Annotated in this window: 18 protein-coding genes; 16 read left to right on the forward strand and 2 right to left on the reverse strand. The window is 31.6% G+C overall.

The genetic code is table 11. From position 1 onward, the window contains the following. Positions 1–107: 107 nt before the first annotated feature. Both HMPREF2561_RS08260 and HMPREF2561_RS08265 read right to left on the reverse strand, forming a co-directional pair. On the reverse strand, positions 108–2,732 hold the full coding sequence (locus HMPREF2561_RS08260) for a YfhO family protein (RefSeq protein WP_049382498.1): 2,625 nt from the start codon (positions 2,730–2,732) through the stop codon (positions 108–110). After that, the gene (locus HMPREF2561_RS08265) at positions 2,722–5,328 is read right to left on the reverse strand and encodes a YfhO family protein (protein WP_048682491.1); all 2,607 of its coding nucleotides are present in this window, start codon (positions 5,326–5,328) and stop codon (positions 2,722–2,724) included. Before HMPREF2561_RS08265 ends, HMPREF2561_RS08260 begins: the two co-directional genes overlap by 11 nt. 255 nt (positions 5,329–5,583) lie before the next feature. On the opposite strand from HMPREF2561_RS08265, the gene ylqF reads away from it, so the two are divergent. The 16 genes from ylqF to HMPREF2561_RS08345 all read left to right on the forward strand — a co-directional run bounded on the left by ylqF (position 5,584) and on the right by HMPREF2561_RS08345 (position 22,487). Continuing rightward, on the forward strand, positions 5,584–6,468 hold the full coding sequence (ylqF, locus tag HMPREF2561_RS08270; RefSeq protein ID WP_017174591.1) for a ribosome biogenesis GTPase YlqF: 885 nt from the start codon (positions 5,584–5,586) through the stop codon (positions 6,466–6,468). Next, positions 6,452–7,219, forward strand: coding sequence for a ribonuclease HII (locus HMPREF2561_RS08275; RefSeq protein ID WP_049420063.1), 768 nt, complete (start codon positions 6,452–6,454; stop codon positions 7,217–7,219). Before ylqF ends, HMPREF2561_RS08275 begins: the two co-directional genes overlap by 17 nt. A 126-nt stretch (positions 7,220–7,345) precedes the next feature. Then, positions 7,346–8,512, forward strand: coding sequence for an ADP-forming succinate--CoA ligase subunit beta (gene sucC / locus HMPREF2561_RS08280; protein WP_049420064.1), 1,167 nt, complete (start codon positions 7,346–7,348; stop codon positions 8,510–8,512). A 21-nt stretch (positions 8,513–8,533) separates the two neighbouring features. Continuing rightward, positions 8,534–9,439, forward strand: coding sequence for a succinate--CoA ligase subunit alpha (sucD, locus tag HMPREF2561_RS08285; RefSeq protein WP_037540990.1), 906 nt, complete (start codon positions 8,534–8,536; stop codon positions 9,437–9,439). A gap of 258 nt (positions 9,440–9,697) precedes the next feature. Beyond that, positions 9,698–10,570, forward strand: coding sequence for a DNA-processing protein DprA (gene dprA, locus HMPREF2561_RS08290; RefSeq protein WP_049420065.1), 873 nt, complete (start codon positions 9,698–9,700; stop codon positions 10,568–10,570). 138 nt (positions 10,571–10,708) lie between these two features. Beyond that, entirely contained in the window at positions 10,709–12,778 is a 2,070-nt protein-coding gene (gene topA, locus HMPREF2561_RS08295) for a type I DNA topoisomerase (protein ID WP_017174596.1), read from the forward strand. Between the two features lie 23 nt (positions 12,779–12,801). Beyond that, positions 12,802–14,109, forward strand: coding sequence for an FADH(2)-oxidizing methylenetetrahydrofolate--tRNA-(uracil(54)-C(5))-methyltransferase TrmFO (trmFO, locus tag HMPREF2561_RS08300; RefSeq protein WP_002455420.1), 1,308 nt, complete (start codon positions 12,802–12,804; stop codon positions 14,107–14,109). Positions 14,110–14,246: 137 nt separating this feature from the next. Continuing rightward, positions 14,247–15,140 carry a tyrosine recombinase XerC gene (gene xerC, locus HMPREF2561_RS08305; protein ID WP_017174598.1) on the forward strand — a complete coding sequence of 298 codons (894 nt, stop codon included), beginning with the start codon at positions 14,247–14,249 and terminating at the stop codon, positions 15,138–15,140. Then, complete coding sequence (gene hslV, locus HMPREF2561_RS08310) at positions 15,141–15,686, forward strand: ATP-dependent protease subunit HslV (protein WP_002448739.1); 546 nt, start codon at positions 15,141–15,143, stop codon at positions 15,684–15,686. A 66-nt stretch (positions 15,687–15,752) separates the two neighbouring features. Further along, a complete protein-coding gene (gene hslU / locus HMPREF2561_RS08315; protein WP_017174599.1) occupies positions 15,753–17,153 on the forward strand; it encodes an ATP-dependent protease ATPase subunit HslU in 1,401 nt (466 codons plus the stop codon). Positions 17,154–17,174: 21 nt separating this feature from the next. Further along, positions 17,175–17,951, forward strand: a complete 777-nt coding sequence (gene codY / locus HMPREF2561_RS08320) for a GTP-sensing pleiotropic transcriptional regulator CodY (RefSeq protein WP_017174600.1) — start codon at positions 17,175–17,177, stop codon at positions 17,949–17,951. Positions 17,952–18,171: 220 nt separating this feature from the next. Further along, positions 18,172–18,960 carry a 30S ribosomal protein S2 gene (gene rpsB, locus HMPREF2561_RS08325; protein WP_002448842.1) on the forward strand — a complete coding sequence of 263 codons (789 nt, stop codon included), beginning with the start codon at positions 18,172–18,174 and terminating at the stop codon, positions 18,958–18,960. 260 nt (positions 18,961–19,220) lie between these two features. After that, entirely contained in the window at positions 19,221–20,099 is an 879-nt protein-coding gene (gene tsf / locus HMPREF2561_RS08330) for a translation elongation factor Ts (RefSeq protein ID WP_017174601.1), read from the forward strand. Between the two features lie 138 nt (positions 20,100–20,237). Further along, on the forward strand, positions 20,238–20,960 hold the full coding sequence (gene pyrH / locus HMPREF2561_RS08335; protein ID WP_017174602.1) for a UMP kinase: 723 nt from the start codon (positions 20,238–20,240) through the stop codon (positions 20,958–20,960). A 16-nt stretch (positions 20,961–20,976) separates the two neighbouring features. Then, the gene (gene frr / locus HMPREF2561_RS08340; protein ID WP_017174603.1) at positions 20,977–21,531 is read left to right on the forward strand and encodes a ribosome recycling factor; all 555 of its coding nucleotides are present in this window, start codon (positions 20,977–20,979) and stop codon (positions 21,529–21,531) included. Between the two features lie 185 nt (positions 21,532–21,716). Beyond that, positions 21,717–22,487, forward strand: coding sequence for an isoprenyl transferase (locus HMPREF2561_RS08345; protein ID WP_017174604.1), 771 nt, complete (start codon positions 21,717–21,719; stop codon positions 22,485–22,487). The last annotated feature ends 1 nt before the right edge of the window (position 22,488 follow it).

Raw genomic sequence — 22,488 nt, forward strand, 5'->3', positions numbered from 1 at the left:
AAAGCGATCCAACAATACCCAGTATTGTAAATAAAGAAGCCAGTAAATGAATTTATTATAAACTCATTTACTGGCTATTTTGCTAGTAATTATGACCCAGGCTCTTTTTATTTTAATTGATTTTTTCTTTTTAAATATCTGCTAAATATTATACTGCTTATTATTCCGATAACGCTCAAAATTAATAGTATATAAAAATGTGGTGGTGTATAAGATAATTCAATATGAGTATCATTTTTCTTGACTGGAATAGCTGTCATAATACCGTTAGCTTGTTTTACATCTACATCGTGTCCATTAACACGTGCATGCATACCATTAGCATAGGCGATTGGTACCACTAAGTATCCAGAAGTTCCTTTAGGTTTAGTGAATGTATAGCCACTTCTAAATTGTGAAATAGTCACAGGTTTAAGTGATTTAGAAGCTTGTTTCAATGTATGATAATCTTCTCCATAGATACCTTTAATAGATAATCGATAATGTCCTTTAGTAAGACGAATCTTTAATTGATCCGAAGCTTTTACTCTCATTGTTACAGGCGTTACAAAACGTCGATATTTATAACTTAGCATATTACGATTTTGAGCATATTCATTTACTCCTATAGAATGCTCAATATCGGGAGCTAACAATTCTACATCCATTTTGACATACATATCTTTATATTGATTTGCTAAAGTTTTAGGTAATGTTAATGTGATACCACCATTATTTTTTTTTACGTTTAAATGAGTTTTATCTTTCCAAGTAGCATTATTTGTAGATTGATATGCTTTACTTAATAGGTTTTTATTTTGAGTGAAAGAAGTATTCGCTTTTATTGAATCATCATCTAATACTACACCTTGTAGCATCGCTTGCTCACGATCTAATGGCGATTTGAGATCATGTTTATTAAAAATCTTATTAGTAATATGCGTGGCTGGATAATTAATAGTATTTTCTGAATGAATTAATTTATCTGAACCATTATTGATAGTATCTACCTTTTTAAAACCATAAGGCATATTCAGATCATTAGGATGTCGGAATCGATCTTGAACATCCCACATGGCTTCTAAATTTGCTCGGTTCCCTAAGTATCGATATGTACTATTCTTATCAACAGGCATATTAATTTGCATTTCTTTATCATAGTATTTTAATATGTCACCATCAAAAATACTTGAGTAAAGTGAAATGCCATTATAATGGTAAATAAATGGTGAATTGAGTGCATAGGCTGACATATAATCGATACGATGGAAAGGATTTTTATTATCTTTTTGTTTCTTAATATTATTAATTTTTTTAGCAAGTTTATGATTATAATAACTTGAATCTGTTAATGTTTTCGTAGTCGTTGCATATGGATCAATAGTACGGGCTCGTGAATCGTGTGTCATTATAATTTGTTGTACAAAGAATAGTAATACAATAGCTATTAGTATATAAGGTTGATATAACCATTGCTTTTTCCATACTACAAAGGTTAAAACGATGATTAAAAATAATGGTACAATCATCCAATTGACATAAGCACTTGCAAATATATAGTGATATAAACCAAATATAAATACCGGAATTGCTACAAGTAAATATTGTTTTAATGTAAGTTCAGATAAATATTGAATATATAATGCAATTAAGATACTAGTTGAAATAGATAAAAAGTATACCCATCGACGTTGTGGTAATGAAAAGCCATTAAATGCACTATCAAAGTATTGTGATAACGATCCAATAAGTAAAAACCAAGTGATGATAGCAAAAATTTTATAATAGTAGTGACGATATAACTTAAACGTAAATAAAGCCATTAATGCAATAATCGAAACTGTGATATAAAAACCATCAGAAAAAATATGATATTTACTTTGTGTTAAATCTGTAAACAATGTAATATTAAAGTCATCATTTTGGGCTCTATCATTGTTTAGGAATGAAGATACACCTGTATAGAATCCTAAAATACTAGATAAAAGCGCAAGTATTGCACCAATAACGAGTAAATAAAATTTTTCCCATCTTGATACGATATCACAACGATATTTAAAAATGACTCTTAATATGAAATAAATCCCTAATACAATAGCTTGATAGTAACTGAAATAAAAATTAGAAAATAAGGTCAGAGCAACTGAAAAGATAAATAGCCCTATTCTTCTTTTTTGGAAGAAACGTTCCATTCCCCATAAAGATAAAGGTAATAAAATCAATAAGTCTCCATAAAATGACCATGTATAGTTATAGTAAAGCACAAGAGTGGATGCACCATATAAAATAGTAGCGATAAGCAATGGCGCTGTTTTCAACTTTAACCATTTTAAATAGTAAAATACAACAATAATTGTAATAATCGTTCTAGCGTAAGCGATTATTAATTGGTTAGTTGCCCAAAAGGCGATATGACTCGTTTGCCAATGAAATAAAAAATGACTTACCCAGATTATAAAAAAATTAATCCACATTATGGGAGATAAAGAATAATAATAGGCCAACCCCTTAATGTAATCTCCGCCTAATCCAAAAGATTGATCATAGGCTCCTTTGAACTTACTGTAATGTTCATATAAGTACATTTGAAATGGCATCATTTGTCTAAAACCATCTCCAGAACCACTAAATACAAATCCTTCTTTGAAATAATCTCGAATAAATGGATAATAAATTGCTAAAGAAATGATATTAGCAATTATAAATATAGATAAAAAGGTCAATAATCGATTGGACCGAATTTTATTGATCAATGTTTTTCCTCAACTTTCTCTTTTTGGTATTCACAAATCTAACAAATACAACACTTATTACTATACTGATGAGTGAGATTAAAATCATAGTATTCCAATACGGTGGTTGATATTTAATAATTATTTTTTTAGCAGATGAATTAACAGGAACGCCTGTCATCATGTAATTAACTTTCATAGGTTTAATACGGTGTCCATCAACATACGCTTGCATCCCTTCTCTATAAGGAATATTAATTGAAGCAATCCCTTTATCATGTTTAGCTAAGTTGACTTCAACGCCGTTTTTAATATCTTTATATTTGTTATTAAAATCAGCTTTTTTATGCATTTGTTTTAACATTTTATAGTTTTCACCATTTAATTGTTGAAGGTTTAAATAAAATGTTCCTTTAGGAGATAAAGTGATATTAATGTTTCCCTTATTATCAGGTTGTGTTCGATAAAGTTGAGTATCAATACCAGTACGATAAGTAGAATTGTTAAATAATCGGTGATTTGCATAATTATTTACAGAGACTGTGTAATTACTATCAGGATTACCACGCTTTATTTTCATCGTAACGTAAAAATCATCATACTTTTGGCGTAATGATTGAGGTAAGTGTATCGTTAATGTTCCACCTTTATCTCCAATTACTTTATAGACATTACCATTTAAATGTTTTAAATTTTTATAACTCAATGATGATTGATTTAATAAATTAGGAGCTTTAGCTTTATAACTTGTGCCTTCATTGTTTAAAATCACACCTTTTAACATTGCATGTTCTCTATCAATTGCAGTCGTCAATTTTTTACTATTGTATATAGAATCAGTTACTTTAACAGATGGTAAGTTAAGTGTATTTTCATAAATACCATATTGTCCGCTTGATTTTATTTTTTTGAAGTAGGAAGGTAAGTTATTTTGATAATTTTTTAGCATCATATAACGCACTGAAAATAGACTCGCGATATTTTGTCGTCCATTCGTTGATTGATATCTACTCAATGACTCCTCAGCTAAATTAATTTTTAAAGCATCGTAATAATAATCGAGTATATTATGATGAAAAATACTTGAATATAAACTTAACCCTTTAAAATGTTGATACATCGGTGTATTATCTTGCTCGTTGACTCTCCAATCGATACGTTCATCTTCATGCTTATTTTGATTCATTTCTTGAACAAGTGCACGTTGTAAGTCGGAACTATATAAACTGGAATTAATATAAAACGTATTTCCACGATCAGTGTGATCTTTATAGTAAATTTGATTTTTAATAAATACTATAGAGACCAAGATACTTAATAATATAATTGAAACACTATATAAATAACTTAATTTAAAACGATATGTACGATCTTTAATGATAAGAACCATCAATCCAATCAAAGATACAATAGGGACTAATATGAACCATGCTAAAAATTTATGATATATCATAGCACTTATAAATATAACTAATTCTGCAATAATATTACTTATTAGATAAGATTTTGTAGTTAGTGTTTTGAAATATTTTAAAAATAATCCGATTAATAGTGTGGAATTAAAAGCTAAAATAAAATGCCAACGCTTTTGAGGCGCTGAAAAACCATTAAATACTTGGTCGATGAAAGGTATAAAACTAAATATAATAAATACAAAGGTAAGGATAGCAAATAAACGATAATAATAATGTTTATATAATTTAAAACTTAAAAGAGCTTGAATGGTAATAAATAATAATACAATTAAATAATTATCAAAGAAAATATTTGTATTAATATCTAATTTTTCAAATGTATCAACTGCTCCAGAAAAAGGTACACGACGGTTATTTAAAAAGCTTTGAGCACCATGAAAAAAGATAAATAAACTATTACCTAAACCTAACAGGGCACTAATGATTAAAGTTAAAAATGCTTTACTTCTTGAGAGAATATCTTTTGGATGTCTAAATATTATACGAATCAGTATATAACCCGCACCTATTAAACAAAGATAGTATGCAAAATAAAAGTTATTAATTAGTATTAAAGAAACAGTAACAATGAATAGTCCAAACTTCTGTTTTTGTAAGACTCTTTCAATAGAGAGTAATAATAACGGCATCCAAACAAACACATCACTAAAGAAGGGCCAATACACTGTAAAGCGATAATATAAGGGTGACATAACAAATAAAAACGCTACAACTAAGCTTAACCATTTGTTATTTGAAATGTATTTACTATATAAATAAGTGCAATACATGGCAATCATTGCTTTAATCATGGACATAATCAGTGCATTAATCATCCAAAATAATACATTATGCGTATGTAAAGGAATAAAAATTTTAATAAGTGCAATAAATACTACATTTATTATAAATAAAATATTTGTGGAGAAGTAGTAACTAAGATCTGTAAAGAAATCGCCACCTAATCCAAAATCAGTGGAATAAAACAAATTGCCACTACTCCATTTATCAAATAAATACATTTGAATTGGAACCATTTGTTCCATTCCATCATTTGGACCTGTAAATAAAATACCATCGTGAATAAAACGATAAATGACATAACTATGTCCTATGATGGACAGTGCTATAAAAAGTCCTAGATAAGTAAAGAATTTTTTCATATTAAACCTCTATAGTTAGAATGTACTATTCATAATTAAAAAATGACTACATACTAAATTGTAGAGTATTAAACTTCTTAATAAAAGTATTTATATGTTTTATAAAAAATTAGAAATTTGTTTTTAATATTAGCGATTTAATGAATATGAAATAGCATGTTAAAATATAATAGAATTGATAATAGTAGTGAAGATTTTAAATATTGATTATAATCGAACAGTTGAAATAAATTTAATGAAAGTAGGGTGAATGTCATGGTGATTCAATGGTATCCAGGGCATATGGCAAAGGCCAAAAGAGAAGTGACAGAACAACTTAAGAAAGTAGATGTGGTATTTGAACTTGTTGACGCACGTATACCGTATAGTTCAAGAAATCCAATGATTGATGATGTCATTAAACAAAAACCACGCGTAGTTATTTTAAATAAAAAAGATATGTCGAATTTAAATGAAATGCAAAAGTGGGAACATTTCTTTACTGATAAAGGTTTTTATCCTGTAGCAGTTGATGCGAAACACGGCAAAAATTTAAAAGGTGTAGAATATGCTGCAATTGAAGCGACTAAAGAAAAATTTGAGAAAGAAAAAGCGAAAGGACTTAAACCTAGAGCAATACGTGCCATGATTGTTGGTATACCTAATGTGGGGAAATCTACATTAATTAATAAGTTAGCTAAAAAAAATATTGCTCAAACAGGAAATAAGCCGGGAGTAACGAAACAACAACAATGGATTAAAGTAGGTAAAGCATTACAACTACTAGATACGCCAGGTATTTTATGGCCTAAATTTGAAGATGAAACTGTAGGTAAAAAACTAAGCCTTACTGGTGCCATTAAAGATAGTATCGTACACTTAGATGAAGTAGCAATATACGGTTTACACTTCTTAATTAAACATGATATTGAAGGATTGAAGAATCATTACAATATTGATGTAGAAACTGATGCAGAAATTTTAGAATGGTTTGATGCTATTGGACGTCGACGTGGGTTATTACAAAAAGGAAATGAAGTCGATTACGAGGCTGTCATCGAATTGATTATTAATGATGTGCGTAATGCTAAAATTGGAACTTATTGTTTTGATATTTATTCAGAAATGAAAGGGGACTTAGATTATGCCTCAAACAATTAAAGAGATTAAAGCATTATTAGACACAATTGATTCAATTGAAGCACTTGAACAACATGAATTAATGAGTGATACAAGAAAAGGGGTACAGCAAAATATAGTACGACGTCGTAAACAGCTTTTAAAAGATCAAGAAACACGAGAACATTATCAACAAATGAATAAATATGAAAATGAAATATTAAAGGACAATCCTAATGCTTTAATATGTGGGATTGATGAAGTAGGTCGTGGTCCACTTGCTGGGCCTGTTGTAGCTTGTGCAGTCATTTTAAATAAAGAACATCAATATTTAGGATTAGATGACTCGAAGAAAGTTTCAGCAACAAAGCGAAAAATACTTAACGAACAATTAAAAGAAGGCGTTTATGATTATGCTTACGGGATAGCAAGCGCTGAAGAAATTGATGAGTTCAATATTTACAACGCAACCAAATTAGCTATGAAACGTGCTATTAATCAATTAACAGAACAACCTAACTATTTACTTATTGATGCTATGACATTGGATAATGCAATTCCTCAAACTTCTATTATTAAAGGAGATGCTAAAAGTGTTTCTATTGCTGCTGCTAGTATCATGGCAAAAGAATATAGGGATGGTTTAATGGCGGAAGTAGCACTGAAATATCCTGGTTATGATTTTGAAAAAAATGTAGGATATGGCACTAAATCACACCTTCAAGGATTAAAACAATTAGGCATAACGCCATATCATCGTAAAACGTTTGAGCCTGTTAAATCAATGATATAATTAAATAAAAATAAAATTATTTGAATTTAAAAACTATTGCAAAAAGTATAACACTTTCAGTTTACAAAAGCGCTTACATTTTCTATAATTAAAGTGAACTTAACCTAAGAAACAGGAGGATGGAAGATGAATATCCACGAGTATCAAGGTAAAGAAATATTTCGTGCTATGGGTGTAGCCGTTCCAGAAGGACGTGTAGCATTTACTGCTGAAGAAGCGGTGGAAAAGGCAAAAGAATTAAATTCAGATGTTTATGTAGTGAAAGCACAAATTCACGCTGGGGGTAGAGGTAAAGCAGGTGGAGTTAAAATTGCTAAATCACTGTCTGAAGTTGAAACTTATGCTAATGAATTATTAGGCAAGCAATTAGTAACGCATCAAACTGGGCCTGAAGGTAAAGAAGTTAAACGCTTATATATCGAAGAAGGTTGTGATATTCAAAAAGAATATTATGTAGGCTTTGTCATTGATCGTGCTACTGATCGTATTACATTGATGGCTTCTGAAGAAGGTGGAACTGAAATTGAAGAAGTTGCAGCTAAAACGCCAGAAAAGATCTTTAAAGAAACAATCGATCCAGTGATAGGGTTATCACCATTCCAAGCACGTCGTATTGCATTCAATATCAATATTCCAAAAGAATCTGTAAATAAAGCAGCAAAATTCTTACTTTCTTTATATAATGTTTTTGTTGAAAAAGATTGTTCTATTGTTGAAATTAATCCACTTGTAACAACGGGTGATGGTGATGTTTTGGCTTTAGATGCGAAATTAAATTTTGATGATAATGCATTATTTAGACATAAAGATATTTTAGAATTACGTGATTTAGAAGAAGAAGATCCAAAAGAAATTCAAGCATCTAAATATGATTTATCATATATTGCTTTAGATGGTGCCATTGGTTGTATGGTTAATGGTGCCGGATTAGCCATGGCTACAATGGATACAATTAATCATTTCGGTGGTACTCCAGCTAACTTCCTAGACGTTGGTGGCGGTGCTACAAAAGAAAAAGTAACTGAAGCATTCAAAATCATCTTGGGGGATGATAATGTTAAAGGTATTTTTGTAAATATCTTCGGTGGAATTATGAAATGTGATGTGATTGCAGAAGGTATTGTAGCAGCAGTTAAAGAAGTCGAATTAACTTTACCTTTAGTTGTTCGTTTAGAAGGCACAAACGTTAAACGTGGTAAAGAGATTTTAAATGAATCTGGTCTAGCAATTGAACCAGCAGCAACAATGGCTGAAGGTGCACAACAAATTGTTAAACTTGTTAAAGAAGCGTAAGGAAAGGATGGGAACACTAAAATGGGTGTATTTATAGATAAGAATACTAAGGTAATGGTGCAAGGTATTACAGGGTCTACTGCCCTTTTCCATACAAAACAAATGCTTGATTATGGCACACAAATTGTCGCAGGGGTAACACCAGGTAAAGGTGGACAAGTTGTTGAAGGCGTGCCAGTGTATAATACAGTAGCTGAAGCTAAAAAAGAAACAGGTGCTAACGTATCAGTAGTTTACGTACCAGCACCATTTGCTGCAGATTCAATTTTAGAAGCAGCTGATGCAGAATTAGATATGGTGATCTGTATTACTGAACATATTCCAGTTGTTGATATGATTAAAGTGAAACGTTATTTAGAGGGTAGAAAAACACGTTTAGTTGGACCGAACTGTCCTGGTGTAATTACGGCAGATGAATGTAAAATTGGTATCATGCCAGGTTATATTCATAAAAAAGGGCATGTAGGTGTTGTTTCTCGTTCAGGTACTTTAACATATGAAGCAGTACATCAATTAACTGAAGAAGGTATTGGTCAAACCACAGCAGTAGGTATCGGTGGGGACCCAGTTAACGGTACAAACTTTATCGATGTACTTAAAGCATTTAATGAAGATGAAGAAACAAAAGCTGTTGTTATGATTGGCGAAATCGGTGGTACTGCTGAAGAAGAAGCAGCTGAATGGGTCAAAGCAAACATGACTAAACCAGTGGTTGGTTTTGTTGGTGGACAAACAGCACCTCCAGGAAAACGTATGGGCCATGCAGGTGCAATCATCTCAGGTGGTAAAGGAACTGCTGCAGAAAAAATTAAAACGCTTAATGAATGTGGTGTTAAAACAGCAGATACACCATCAGAAATTGGTACAACACTAATTGAAGCGGCAAAAGAAGCAGGCATTTATGAAGAACTATTAACAGTGAAGTAGCAATTATGTAATTAATAATTGAATTCAAACTGTCAACAATTACTGAAATTTGTTGGCAGTTTTTCTTATATATATCGTAGACTATAATATATTATAAATGACTGAACGCTCTATTTTTTCACATGTTATAAAATCAAAAAGTATACATAATCTTTTAATATTATTACTCCTTACATTTATATATCAAATTTGTCTTATAAATGAAATTTTACTGTTAATGATTCACGGTATAATAAATTAAAAGGAGACATTTACTTCATGAATGATTTTATTTTATTAAAAATGAGGTGGATAGGGTATACGACCCAACATATTCATCATTTACTCAATGTATTTCCAAAATTTTTCAATGTTAATGAACATGATCAATTTGAAATAATCAATGAATGGGAATCTCTATATTTAAAAAAGAAGCGTTTTACTCAATTAAAAGAGATTTCTTACGATTATATTCAAACCCAACTTTCTAGATATCAAGTTAACTATGTTAGTTCATTTTCTTCTCAATATCCTTCATTGCTTAAAACTATTTACGACTATCCTTTTATATTATTTTATCGTGGAAATATACATTTATTATCATCTACGTATACTTTAGGTGTTGTAGGTTCACGTGAGGCCACAAATTATTCTAAGTGTGCACTAGATTATCTGTTTCCTCACTTTATAAATATTCCACTAACGATTGTATCCGGTTTAGCGAAAGGTGCTGATAGCATAGCTCATCAATTCGCATTAAAACATCATCTTCCAACTATTGCAGTTCTAGGTTTTGGCCATTTAAATCATTATCCAAAGGAAACACGAAAGTTACGCAATATAATTGAAGAAACTGGTTTAGTCATAAGTGAATATCCTCCTTTAACAAAAATAAACAAATATCAATTTCCTGAAAGAAATCGTCTGATAAGCGGGTTGTCTCGTGGTGTATTAATTACTGAAGCTAAAATTAAAAGTGGTAGTCAAATTACAATAGATTGTGCTTTAGATCAAAATAGAAATGTTTATGTACTGCCTGGATCGATGTTTAATCCTTTGACAAAAGGAAATTTATTACGTGCTCAAGAAGGTGCAATGATTGTTTCAGAAGCAGAAGATATATTATATGATTATCGCTTTTTAAACGATTAAATATATAAATAATTAATTGTGAAAATTCAAAGGATATTTCACAAAAAAATATCTATATTGGATTAAAATATTGACAAAAACAAAATTAACCGTTTATCATTTATCTTTAGTAATTGAAAAAGCAAGGGGGAATTCACTTTGGCAGATAATTTAGTCATCGTTGAGTCGCCTGCAAAAGCGAAAACCATTGAAAAATATTTAGGTAAACGATATAAAGTTATTGCTTCTATGGGACACGTACGAGATTTACCAAGAAGTCAAATGGGTGTAGACGTAGAAGATAACTATGAACCAAAATATATAACTATTCGAGGTAAAGGTCCTGTTGTTAAAGATTTAAAAAAATATGCGAAAAAAGCTAAAAAAGTTTTCTTAGCTAGTGACCCTGACCGCGAAGGTGAAGCGATTGCTTGGCATTTATCAAAAATTTTAGAACTTGAAGAATCAAAAGAAAACAGAGTTGTATTTAATGAAATCACTAAGGATGCAGTAAAAGAAAGTTTTAAACATCCTCGTGGTATTGAAATGAATTTAGTTGATGCACAACAAGCGCGTCGTATTTTAGATAGACTTGTAGGTTATAATATTTCTCCAGTACTATGGAAGAAAGTAAAAAAAGGATTGTCAGCTGGTCGAGTACAATCAGTTGCTTTAAGATTAGTCATTGATCGTGAAAATGAAATCCGTAATTTTAAACCAGAAGAATATTGGTCAATTGAAGGTGAATTTAGATATAAAAAATCAAAGTTCACTGCTAAATTCTTACATTATAAAAATAAACCGTACAAATTAAAAACAAAAAAAGATGTTGAAAAAATTACATCCGAATTAAATGGTGATGAATTTGAAATCACTAATGTAAATAAAAAAGAAAAAACGAGATACCCTGCAAATCCATTTACAACGTCTACGTTACAACAAGAAGCAGCACGTAAACTTAATTTTAAAGCACGTAAGACTATGATGTTAGCACAGCAATTATATGAAGGTATCGATTTGAAACGACAAGGTACAGTTGGATTAATCACATATATGAGAACAGATTCAACACGAATCTCACAAACTGCTAAAGATGAAGCAAAATCATATATTGAAGAGAAATATGGTACTGAGTATACTTCAAACCGTAAAACAAAAGGCAAACAAGGGGATCAAGATGCCCATGAAGCTATTCGTCCAACAAGTACATTACGTACACCAGATGAAATGAAAGCATATTTAACACGTGATCAACATCGCTTGTATAAATTAATTTGGGAACGTTTTGTAGCAAGTCAAATGGCTCCTGCAGTTTTAGATACTGTGGCTTTAGATGTAACACAAAATGACATTAAATTTAGAGCAAATGGACAAACAATCAAATTTAAAGGCTTTATGACATTATATGTTGAAGCAAAAGATGACAAAGATAATGATAAAGAAAATAAATTACCAAAATTAAATCAAGGTGACAAAGTAACTGCAACACAAATTGAACCGGCACAACATTTCACTCAACCACCTCCACGATACACAGAGGCACGATTAGTTAAAACATTAGAAGAATTAAAAATTGGTAGACCTTCAACATATGCTCCAACGATTGACACAATTCAAAAACGTAATTATGTTAAACTTGAAAGTAAACGTTTTGTACCAACTGAACTAGGAGAAATCGTGTATGAGCAAGTGAAGGATTACTTCCCAGAAATTATTGATGTTGAATTTACAGTTAATATGGAAACCTTGCTCGATAAAATTGCTGAAGGTGATATCGGTTGGAGAAAAGTTATCGATAATTTCTATGGTAGTTTTAAATTAGATGTTGCACGTGCAGAGGAAGAAATGGAAAAAGTTGAAATTAAAGATGAACCAGCCGGCGAAGATTGTGAAGTATGTGGAGCTCCTATGGTAATAAAAATGGGACGTTATGGTAAATTTATGGCGTGCTCGAATTTCCCAGATTGTCGAAATACAAAAGCTATTGTTAAAACTATTGGTGTCACTTGTCCAAAATGCAAAGATGGCGATGTAGTTGAGAGAAAATCTAAGAAAAATAGATTATTTTATGGTTGTTCGAATTATCCAGAGTGTGATTTTATTTCTTGGGATAAACCAATAGGAAGAGATTGTCCAAAATGTAATCATTACTTGATGCAACATAAAAAAGGACGTAGTTCTCAAGTGATTTGTTCTAATTGTGACTATAAAGAAGAAGTACAAAAATAGAGTTTTATTAAAGGAGAATGTATATGAGTCAAACTGTTAATGTTATAGGCGCAGGATTAGCTGGTTCAGAAGCAGCTTATCAATTAGCAGAACGTGGTATTAAAGTGAATTTAATCGAAATGCGTCCTGTTAAACAAACGCCTGCCCATCATACAGATAAATTTGCTGAGTTAGTATGTTCTAATTCACTACGTGGTAATGCATTAACAAATGGTGTAGGTGTGCTTAAAGAAGAAATGCGACGTTTAGATTCATTAATCATCGCAGCAGCTGATAAAGCTAGAGTTCCAGCTGGTGGTGCATTAGCAGTAGATAGACATGACTTTGCTGGTTATATTACAGATACATTGAAAAATCATCCTAATGTAACTGTTTTGAATAAAGAAATTCACAGTATTCCAGAAGGACATACAATCATTGCAACAGGCCCGTTAACAACTGAACATTTAGCTAAAGAAATTGTAGAAATTACAGGTAAAGATCAACTATATTTCTACGATGCAGCAGCTCCAATCATTGAAAAAGATTCAATTGATATGGATAAAGTCTATTTGAAATCACGCTATGATAAAGGTGAAGCAGCATATTTAAACTGCCCTATGACTGAAGAAGAATTCAATCGTTTTTATGATGCGGTATTAGAAGCTGAAGTTGCACCTGTAAATGAATTTGAAAAAGAAAAATATTTTGAAGGATGTATGCCATTTGAAGTGATGGCTGGTAGAGGTCGTAAAACATTACTATTTGGTCCAATGAAACCAGTAGGATTAGAAGACCCTAAAACTGGTAAACGTCCATATGCAGTAGTGCAATTACGTCAAGATGACGCGGCTGGTACGCTTTATAATATTGTCGGCTTCCAAACACATTTAAAATGGGGCGCTCAAAAAGAAGTCATTCAATTAATTCCAGGTTTAGAAAATGTTGATATTGTTAGATATGGTGTGATGCATAGAAATACCTTCATTAATTCACCTGATGTTTTAAATGAAAAATATGAATTAATTAATAATGATAGAATTCAATTTGCAGGACAAATGACAGGTGTGGAAGGATATGTTGAAAGTGCAGCAAGTGGACTTGTAGCAGGTATCAATTTAGCGCATAAGTTACTTGGAAAAGGAGAAGTGATTTTTCCAAGAGAAACAATGATAGGCAGTATGGCTTATTATATTTCTCATGCTAAAAATGAAAAAAACTTCCAACCAATGAATGCTAACTTTGGTTTATTGCCGTCACTTGATCGCCGCATTAAAGATAAAAAAGAACGTTATGAAGCACAAGCATATCGTGCACTAGACTATTTAGAAAATTTCAAAAAAACGTTATAGATTTAAATTATAATAAAATATTTTGAAGGAATTTTTAAATTATTCACAAATTCTCAAAAGATTTTGAATTCTATAGCTAATTATTTTAGTCCCCCTCAGTTTATATGCTACAATGCATATGATGGAGGGGATTTTTAGTGGAAGAAATCCAAAAGAAATTTTTGAATATGCTTAAAGTTGAAAGAAATTTCTCCGACCATACATTAAAAGCGTATCATGACGATTTAGCTCAATTTAATCAGTTTTTAGAACAAGAACTGTTAAATTTAAGAACGTTTGAATATAAAGATGCAAGAAATTATCTAAGTTATTTATATTCCAATAATTTGAAACGTACTACTGTATCAAGAAAAATATCAACATTAAGAACATTTTATGAGTTCTGGATGACTCAAGATACATCTGTAAATAATCCTTTTATACAACTTGTACATCCTAAGAAAGAGCAATATCTTCCTCAATTTTTTTATGAAGAAGAAATGGAAGCATTATTTAATACTGTTTCAAACGATGCAAAAAAAGGATTAAGAGATAGAGTAGTAATTGAATTATTATATGCAACAGGCATTCGTGTTTCAGAACTTGTGAATATAAAGGTTATGGATTTAGATATGAATCTTCCAGGGGTAAAGGTATTGGGTAAGGGAAATAAAGAACGATTTGTGCCTTTTGGAGAGTTTTGTAGACAAAGTATTGAACAATATTTAGAAAAATTCAAACCACTTAAAGGTAAAAGTCATCCTTATTTAATTGTTAATATGAAAGGTGATCCTATTACTGAGAGAGGTATTAGATATCTTCTCAATGATGTAGTTAAACGTACAGCGGGGGTAACTGAAATCCACCCTCATAAATTAAGACATACATTTGCTACACATTTATTGAATCAAGGTGCAGACCTAAGAACAGTTCAATCTTTATTAGGACACGTTAACCTTTCTACAACTGGTAAGTATACACATGTATCTAATCAACAATTGCGCAAAGTGTATTTAAATGCACATCCTCGAGCAAAAAAGGAGAGTAAATAAATGAGTAAGACATCATTACATGCTACAACGATATATGCTGTAAGACACAATGGAGAAGCGGCAATGGCTGGAGACGGTCAAGTTACACTTGGTGAACAAGTAATTATGAAGCAAACAGCTAGAAAAGTAAGACGCTTATACGAAGGTAAAGTGTTAGCAGGATTTGCAGGAAGCGTAGCCGATGCATTTACATTATTTGAAAAATTTGAAACTAAATTACAACAATTTAGCGGTAATTTAGAACGCGCTGCTGTAGAACTTGCTCAAGAATGGCGTGGAGATAAGCAATTACGTCAACTGGAAGCCATGCTTATCGTAATGGATAAAGATGGTATTTTAGTGGTAAGTGGTACAGGTGAAGTCATTGCGCCTGACGATGATTTAATCGCTATTGGTTCAGGAGGAAACTATGCATTAAGTGCAGGAAGAGCACTTAAACGTCATGCTTCACATATGACTGCTAAAGAAATGGCATATGAAAGCTTAAAAGTGGCTTCAGATATTTGTGTATTTACAAATGATAATATTATTGTTGAGACTTTATAAATAACATATATAAACAAAACGGAAATGAATTGATATGGACATACATTAAGGTGGAGGTAATAGTAAATGGATGCAAACGGTATAAAATTAACACCTAAAGATATCGTATCTAAATTGGACGAATATATTGTAGGTCAAGAAGATGCAAAACGTAAAGTAGCAATCGCGTTAAGAAATAGATACAGAAGAAGTCTTCTTGATGAAGAAACTAAGCAAGAAATTGCACCCAAAAATATTTTAATGATTGGCCCAACTGGTGTAGGTAAAACAGAAATTGCACGCCGTATGGCAAAAGTCGTAGGTGCACCATTCATTAAAGTAGAAGCTACAAAATTCACTGAAGTTGGATATGTTGGACGTGATGTAGAAAGTATGGTTAGAGACTTGGTGGACGTGTCTGTAAGACTCGTAAAAGAGCAAAAGAAATCATTAGTTGAAGATGAAGCAACACAAAAAGCTAATGAAAAATTAGTAAAATTACTTGTTCCTAGTATGAAGAAAAAAGCAGCTCAAAATAATAATCCACTTGAATCTCTTTTAGGTGGTGCTATTCCTAATTTTAATCAGAATGACGAGGAAGAAGAAGCCCCTACAGAAGAAATCAAAACAAAACGGTCAGAAATAAGACAACAACTTTTAGCAGGTAAGCTAGAAGAAGAAAAAGTTAGAATCAAAGTTGAACAAGACCCTGGCGCATTAGGAATGTTAGGCACGAGTCAAAATCAACAAATGCAAGATATGATGAATCAATTGATGCCTAAACGAAAAGTAGAAAGAGAAGTACCAGTAAAAACAGCACGTAAAATTCTTACTGATGATTTTGCAGATGAATTAATTGATCAAGAAACTGCTAATCAAGAAGCTTTAGAATTAGCAGAACAAATGGGAATTATCTTTATCGATGAGATTGATAAAGTCGCTACAAACAATTCCAATAGTGGTCAAGATGTATCAAGACAAGGTGTTCAAAGAGATATATTACCAATCCTTGAAGGTAGCATGATTCAAACTAAGTATGGTACTGTAAATACTGAGCACATGCTATTTATTGGTGCTGGCGCTTTCCATGTTTCTAAACCAAGTGACTTGATTCCTGAGTTACAAGGGCGTTTTCCAATTCGAGTTGAACTTGAAAGCTTAACAGTCAATGATTTCTATAGAATATTGACTGAACCTAAGTTATCTCTTATAAAGCAGTATGAAGCACTGTTAAAAACTGAAGAAGTTACGGTCAACTTCTCTGATGAAGCGATAACACGATTAGCTGAAATGGCATATCAAGTGAATCAAGATACAGACAATATTGGTGCACGTCGATTACACACTATTTTAGAAAAAATGTTAGAAGATTTATCTTTTGAAGCACCAAATATGCCAAATGCAGTAGTAGATATAACACCACAGTATGTTGATGATAAGTTGAAATCTATTTCAACAAACAAAGATTTAAGTGCATTTATTTTATAATATAAATAAAGGAGAAATTTTATGAGCTTATTATCTAAAACTAGAGAATTAAATACATTATTACAAAAACATAAAGGCATTGCGGTAGACTTTAAAGATGTTGCTCAGACTATTAGTAATGTAACTGTTACAAATGTCTTCATCGTTTCTCGTAGAGGTAAAATTTTAGGTTCAAGTTTAAATGAACTTTTAAAGAGTGAACGAATTAGTAATATGTTGACTGAAAGTAAACATATTCCAAGTGAATACACTGAACTACTTATGCAAGTTCAACAAACTGAAGCGAATATTGATATTGATTCAGACTTGACAGTATTCCCTCCAGAACACAGAGATGTATTTATTAATAGTAGAACAACCATCTTCCCGATTTTAGGGGGAGGCGAACGCTTAGGTACACTGATTCTAGGAAGAGTTAAAGATGACTTTAATGAAAATGATTTAGTGCTTGGCGAATACGCTGCAACTGTTATTGGTATGGAAATTTTACGTGAGAAACATAATGAAGTTGAGAAAGAAGCACGTGATAAAGCTGCTATTACAATGGCAATCAATTCATTATCTTATTCTGAAAAAGAAGCGATTGAACATATTTTTGAGGAACTTGGTGGTAATGAAGGTCTATTAATTGCATCTAAAGTAGCAGATAGAGTAGGTATTACACGTTCTGTAATTGTAAATGCGTTACGTAAATTAGAAAGTGCTGGTGTAATAGAATCACGATCGCTTGGCATGAAAGGTACATTTATTAAAGTTAAAAAAGAAAAATTCTTAGATGAACTTAATCGAAGTGAATAAATATTTTTTAAAACTACTATCTATCTATTAAAATTAAGATAGTAGTTTTTTATTTTATGCAGTTAAAAAATGTTGCGTAATGATTCTAGATATGATATTATTATTGACGGCTATAAAGCCAATACACACGTAGTGAATGTAAATATAAAGGGTGCAGTCTTAAGTATTGTCTTTATATTAGTTTACTATGGAGGTAATTAACCAATAGGAGGAATTTAACATGGCAGTAATTTCAATGAAACAATTACTAGAAGCCGGTGTTCACTTCGGTCACCAAACACGCCGTTGGAACCCAAAAATGAAAAAATATATCTTTACTGAAAGAAATGGTATTTATATCATTGACTTACAAAAAACAGTAAAAAAAGTTGAAGAAGCTTATAACTTCTTAAAACAAGTATCTGAAGATGGCGGTAAAGTCTTATTCGTAGGTACTAAAAAACAAGCACAAGAATCAGTTAAAGCTGAAGCAGAACGTGCTGGTCAATTCTACGTTAACCAAAGATGGTTAGGTGGAATCTTAACTAATTATAAAACAATCTCAAAACGTATTAAACGTATTTCTGAAATTGAAAAAATGGAAGAAGACGGTTTATTTGACGTTTTACCTAAAAAAGAAGTTGTTGAACTTAAAAAAGAATATGACCGTTTAATCAAATTCTTAGGCGGTATTCGTGATATGAAATCTATGCCTCAAGCATTATTCGTAGTTGACCCTCGTAAAGAGCGCAATGCGATTGCTGAAGCACGTAAATTAAATATCCCTATCGTTGGTATCGTTGACACTAACTGTGATCCTGATGAAATCGACTATGTTATCCCAGCGAATGATGATGCTATTCGTGCCGTTAAATTATTAACTGGTAAAATGGCTGACGCTGTCTTAGAAGGTCAACAAGGTATTTCAAACGATGAAGTAGCTGCAGAACAAAACATCGATTTAGATGAAAGTGAAGAAACTCAAAAAGCAGAATCAACTGAAGAAAATACTACTGTTGAATCAAACTAAGATATAGTTTAAATGGGTGATAAGATGTAATGCTTATCGCCCTTTTTTTAAAATATTTATTTAAAATGGATAGTAAATTGGGTATAAATATAAAAGATAAATATTCAATTATACTTTTAAATCAGATTTTATTTTTAAAATAACCTTAATTTAAAAAATTATTAATAAATCGTAATAGAGTATTGGAAATAATAGTACCTTTAATGGTAATATTTAAATATCATCTATTATTACAATTAGACATATTGGAGGAATAATTAATGGCAATTTCAGCAAAACTTGTTAAAGAATTACGTGAAAGAACTGGCGCAGGTATGATGGATTGTAAAAAAGCGCTAACTGAAACTGATGGAGATATCGATAAAGCAATCGACTACTTACGTGAAAAAGGTATTGCTAAAGCAGCTAAAAAAGCTGATCGAATCGCTGCTGAAGGTTTAGTACATGTAGAAGTAAAAGGTAATGAAGCAGCAATCGTTGAAATTAACTCTGAAACTGATTTCGTTGCTCGAAACGAAGGATTCCAAGAATTAGTTAAAGAAATTGCTAATCAAATCCTTGAAAGTAAAGCTGAAACAGTAGAAGCTTTATTAGAAACTAAATTAGCAAGTGGTCAAACAGTTGATGAAAGAATGAAAGAGGCTATCTCAACAATCGGTGAAAAATTAAGCATCCGTCGTTTTGCTATTAGAACTAAATCTGATAACGATGCTTTTGGTGCATACTTACACATGGGTGGACGTATCGGTGTATTGACTGTTGTTGAAGGTTCTACTGATGAAGAAGCAGCTAAAGATGTAGCAATGCACATCGCTGCAATTAATCCTAAATATGTTTCTTCAGACCAAGTAAGTGACGAAGAAATTAATCACGAAAGAGAAGTATTAAAACAACAAGCATTAAATGAAGGTAAACCTGAAAATATCGTTGAAAAAATGGTTGAAGGTCGTTTACGTAAATATCTTCAAGAAATTTGTGCTGTTGACCAAAACTTCGTTAAAGACCCAGATCAAACAGTTGAAGCTTTCTTAAAATCTAAAGGCGGTAAATTAGCTGACTTCGTACGTTATGAAGTAGGCGAAGGTATGGAAAAACGCGAAGAAAACTTTGCTGATGAAGTTAAAGGTCAAATGAAATAATTTGTTCACATTATTCTAACAAGAAAGAAGACACCTTTAAGGAATTCTATATAATAAAATTCTTTTATTATAGAAGACCATTAGTGTCTTCTTTACTTGTATATATTACATATCATTAATCATAGAGAGGAAAAAATAATGGCGCAGACTTCTAAATATAAACGTGTAGTACTGAAACTTAGTGGTGAAGCACTTGCAGGTGAAAAAGGTTTTGGTATCAATCCTATCATCATTAAAAGTGTAGCAAAACAAGTCGCTGAAGTAGCTAAAATGGATTGTGAAATAGCTGTTATCGTTGGTGGCGGTAATATTTGGAGAGGTAAAACAGGTAGCGATTTAGGCATGGACCGTGGTACAGCTGATTATATGGGCATGCTTGCTACTGTAATGAATGCATTGGCATTACAAGATAGTTTAGAGCAATTAGATTGTGATACACGAGTATTAACTTCAATTGAAATGAAACAGGTTGCTGAGCCTTATATTCGTCGTCGCGCAATTAGACATTTAGAGAAAAAACGCGTAGTTATTTTTGCAGCTGGTATTGGTAATCCATACTTCTCTACTGACACAACTGCAGCACTACGTGCAGCTGAAGTAGAGGCCGATGTCATTTTAATGGGTAAAAATAATGTTGATGGTGTGTATTCTGCCGATCCAAAAATTGATAAAAATGCTGTAAAATATGATCATCTAACACATATTCAAATGTTACAAGAAGGCCTACAAGTTATGGATTCAACTGCTTCTTCATTCTGTATGGATAATAACATTCCATTAAATGTATTCTCTATTATGGAAGAAGGCAATATTAAACGTGCCGTTATGGGCGAAAAAATTGGTACATTAATTACTAAATAATTAGAGGTGTAAATGTATGAGTGAGATAATTCAAGATACAAAATCTAGAATGAAAAAATCAATTGAAAATTTATCACGTGAATTAGCTAATATTAGTGCAGGTAGAGCGAATTCTAATTTATTAAATGGAGTAAATGTTGATTATTATGGTGCGCCAACACCAGTTCAACAGTTAGCGAGTATAAACGTGCCTGAAGCACGCTTACTTGTCATTTCTCCATATGATAAATCATCTGTAGCTGATATTGAAAAAGCGATTATTGCTGCTAACCTAGGTGTGAACCCTACTAGTGACGGTGAAGTTATTCGTATCACTGTTCCTGCTTTAACTGAAGAACGCCGTAAAGAATTAGTTAAAAATGTTAAAAAAATCGGTGAAGATTCAAAAGTTTCAATCCGTAATATTCGTCGTGATATCAATGATCAATTGAAAAAAGACGAAAAAAATGGAGACATTACTGAAGATGATTTAAGAAGCCAAACAGAAGATGTTCAAAAAGTAACAGACAATTCAATTAAAGAAATTGATAATTTAGTTGATGAAAAAGAAAAAGATATTATGTCTGTTTAATATTTCATCATACTCTTCTATGACAAGATTATAAATTGTTTTAGTCTAAACTGTGCCAAGTCAGACTTTGGTACAGTTTTTTAATTTGCTTATTCAATGCCATTATTTAGTATGATAAAATGATAGATGATTTCTTAAATAACCTATATAATATAACAGAAATGATCAGGCTCGGAGGAAAGACCATGTTTAGAAAGCTAATAAAAAGAAATAAGACTAAAATCAATCAAAATGATGATTTAGATATACATAATTTACCTGAACATATAGCAATTATCATGGACGGAAATGGTCGTTGGGCAAAAAAGCGTAAAATGCCTAGAATTAAAGGTCACTATGAAGGTATGCAAACCATAAAAAAAGTGACACGTGAAGCAAGTCATTTAGGTATTAAATATTTAACTTTATACGCTTTTTCAACGGAAAATTGGTCAAGACCTGAAAGTGAAGTTAATTATATCATGAATTTACCTGTGAATTTTTTAAAAACATTTCTACCAGAACTTATAGAGAAAAATGTTAAGATAGAAACTATTGGTTTTTTAGATGCAGTACCCCAATCAACAATTGAGGCGATTAATTATGCTAAAGAAAAAACCAAAAATAATACAGGCTTGAAATTAGTATTTGCCATTAATTATGGTGGACGAGCTGAACTTGTTCAAAGTATGAAATCAATTTATGATGAACTTCAACGTAATGGTCAAAACAGTGATGATATTGATGAATTGATGATTTCCAAACATTTAATGACCCATCCAGATCCAGATCCAGATTTATTAATACGTACATCTGGAGAACAACGCCTTAGTAACTTCTTAATTTGGCAGGCTTCGTATAGTGAATTTATTTTTAATGAGAAGTTATGGCCAGACTTTGATGGTGAAGAATTAAAACAATGTATAAAAATATATCAATCTCGCCAAAGACGTTTTGGAGGATTAAGTGAGGAGTAAA

Origin of the sequence: Staphylococcus sp. HMSC069E10, assembly GCF_001809205.1 — a bacterium.
GTDB lineage: Bacteria > Bacillota > Bacilli > Staphylococcales > Staphylococcaceae > Staphylococcus > Staphylococcus hominis.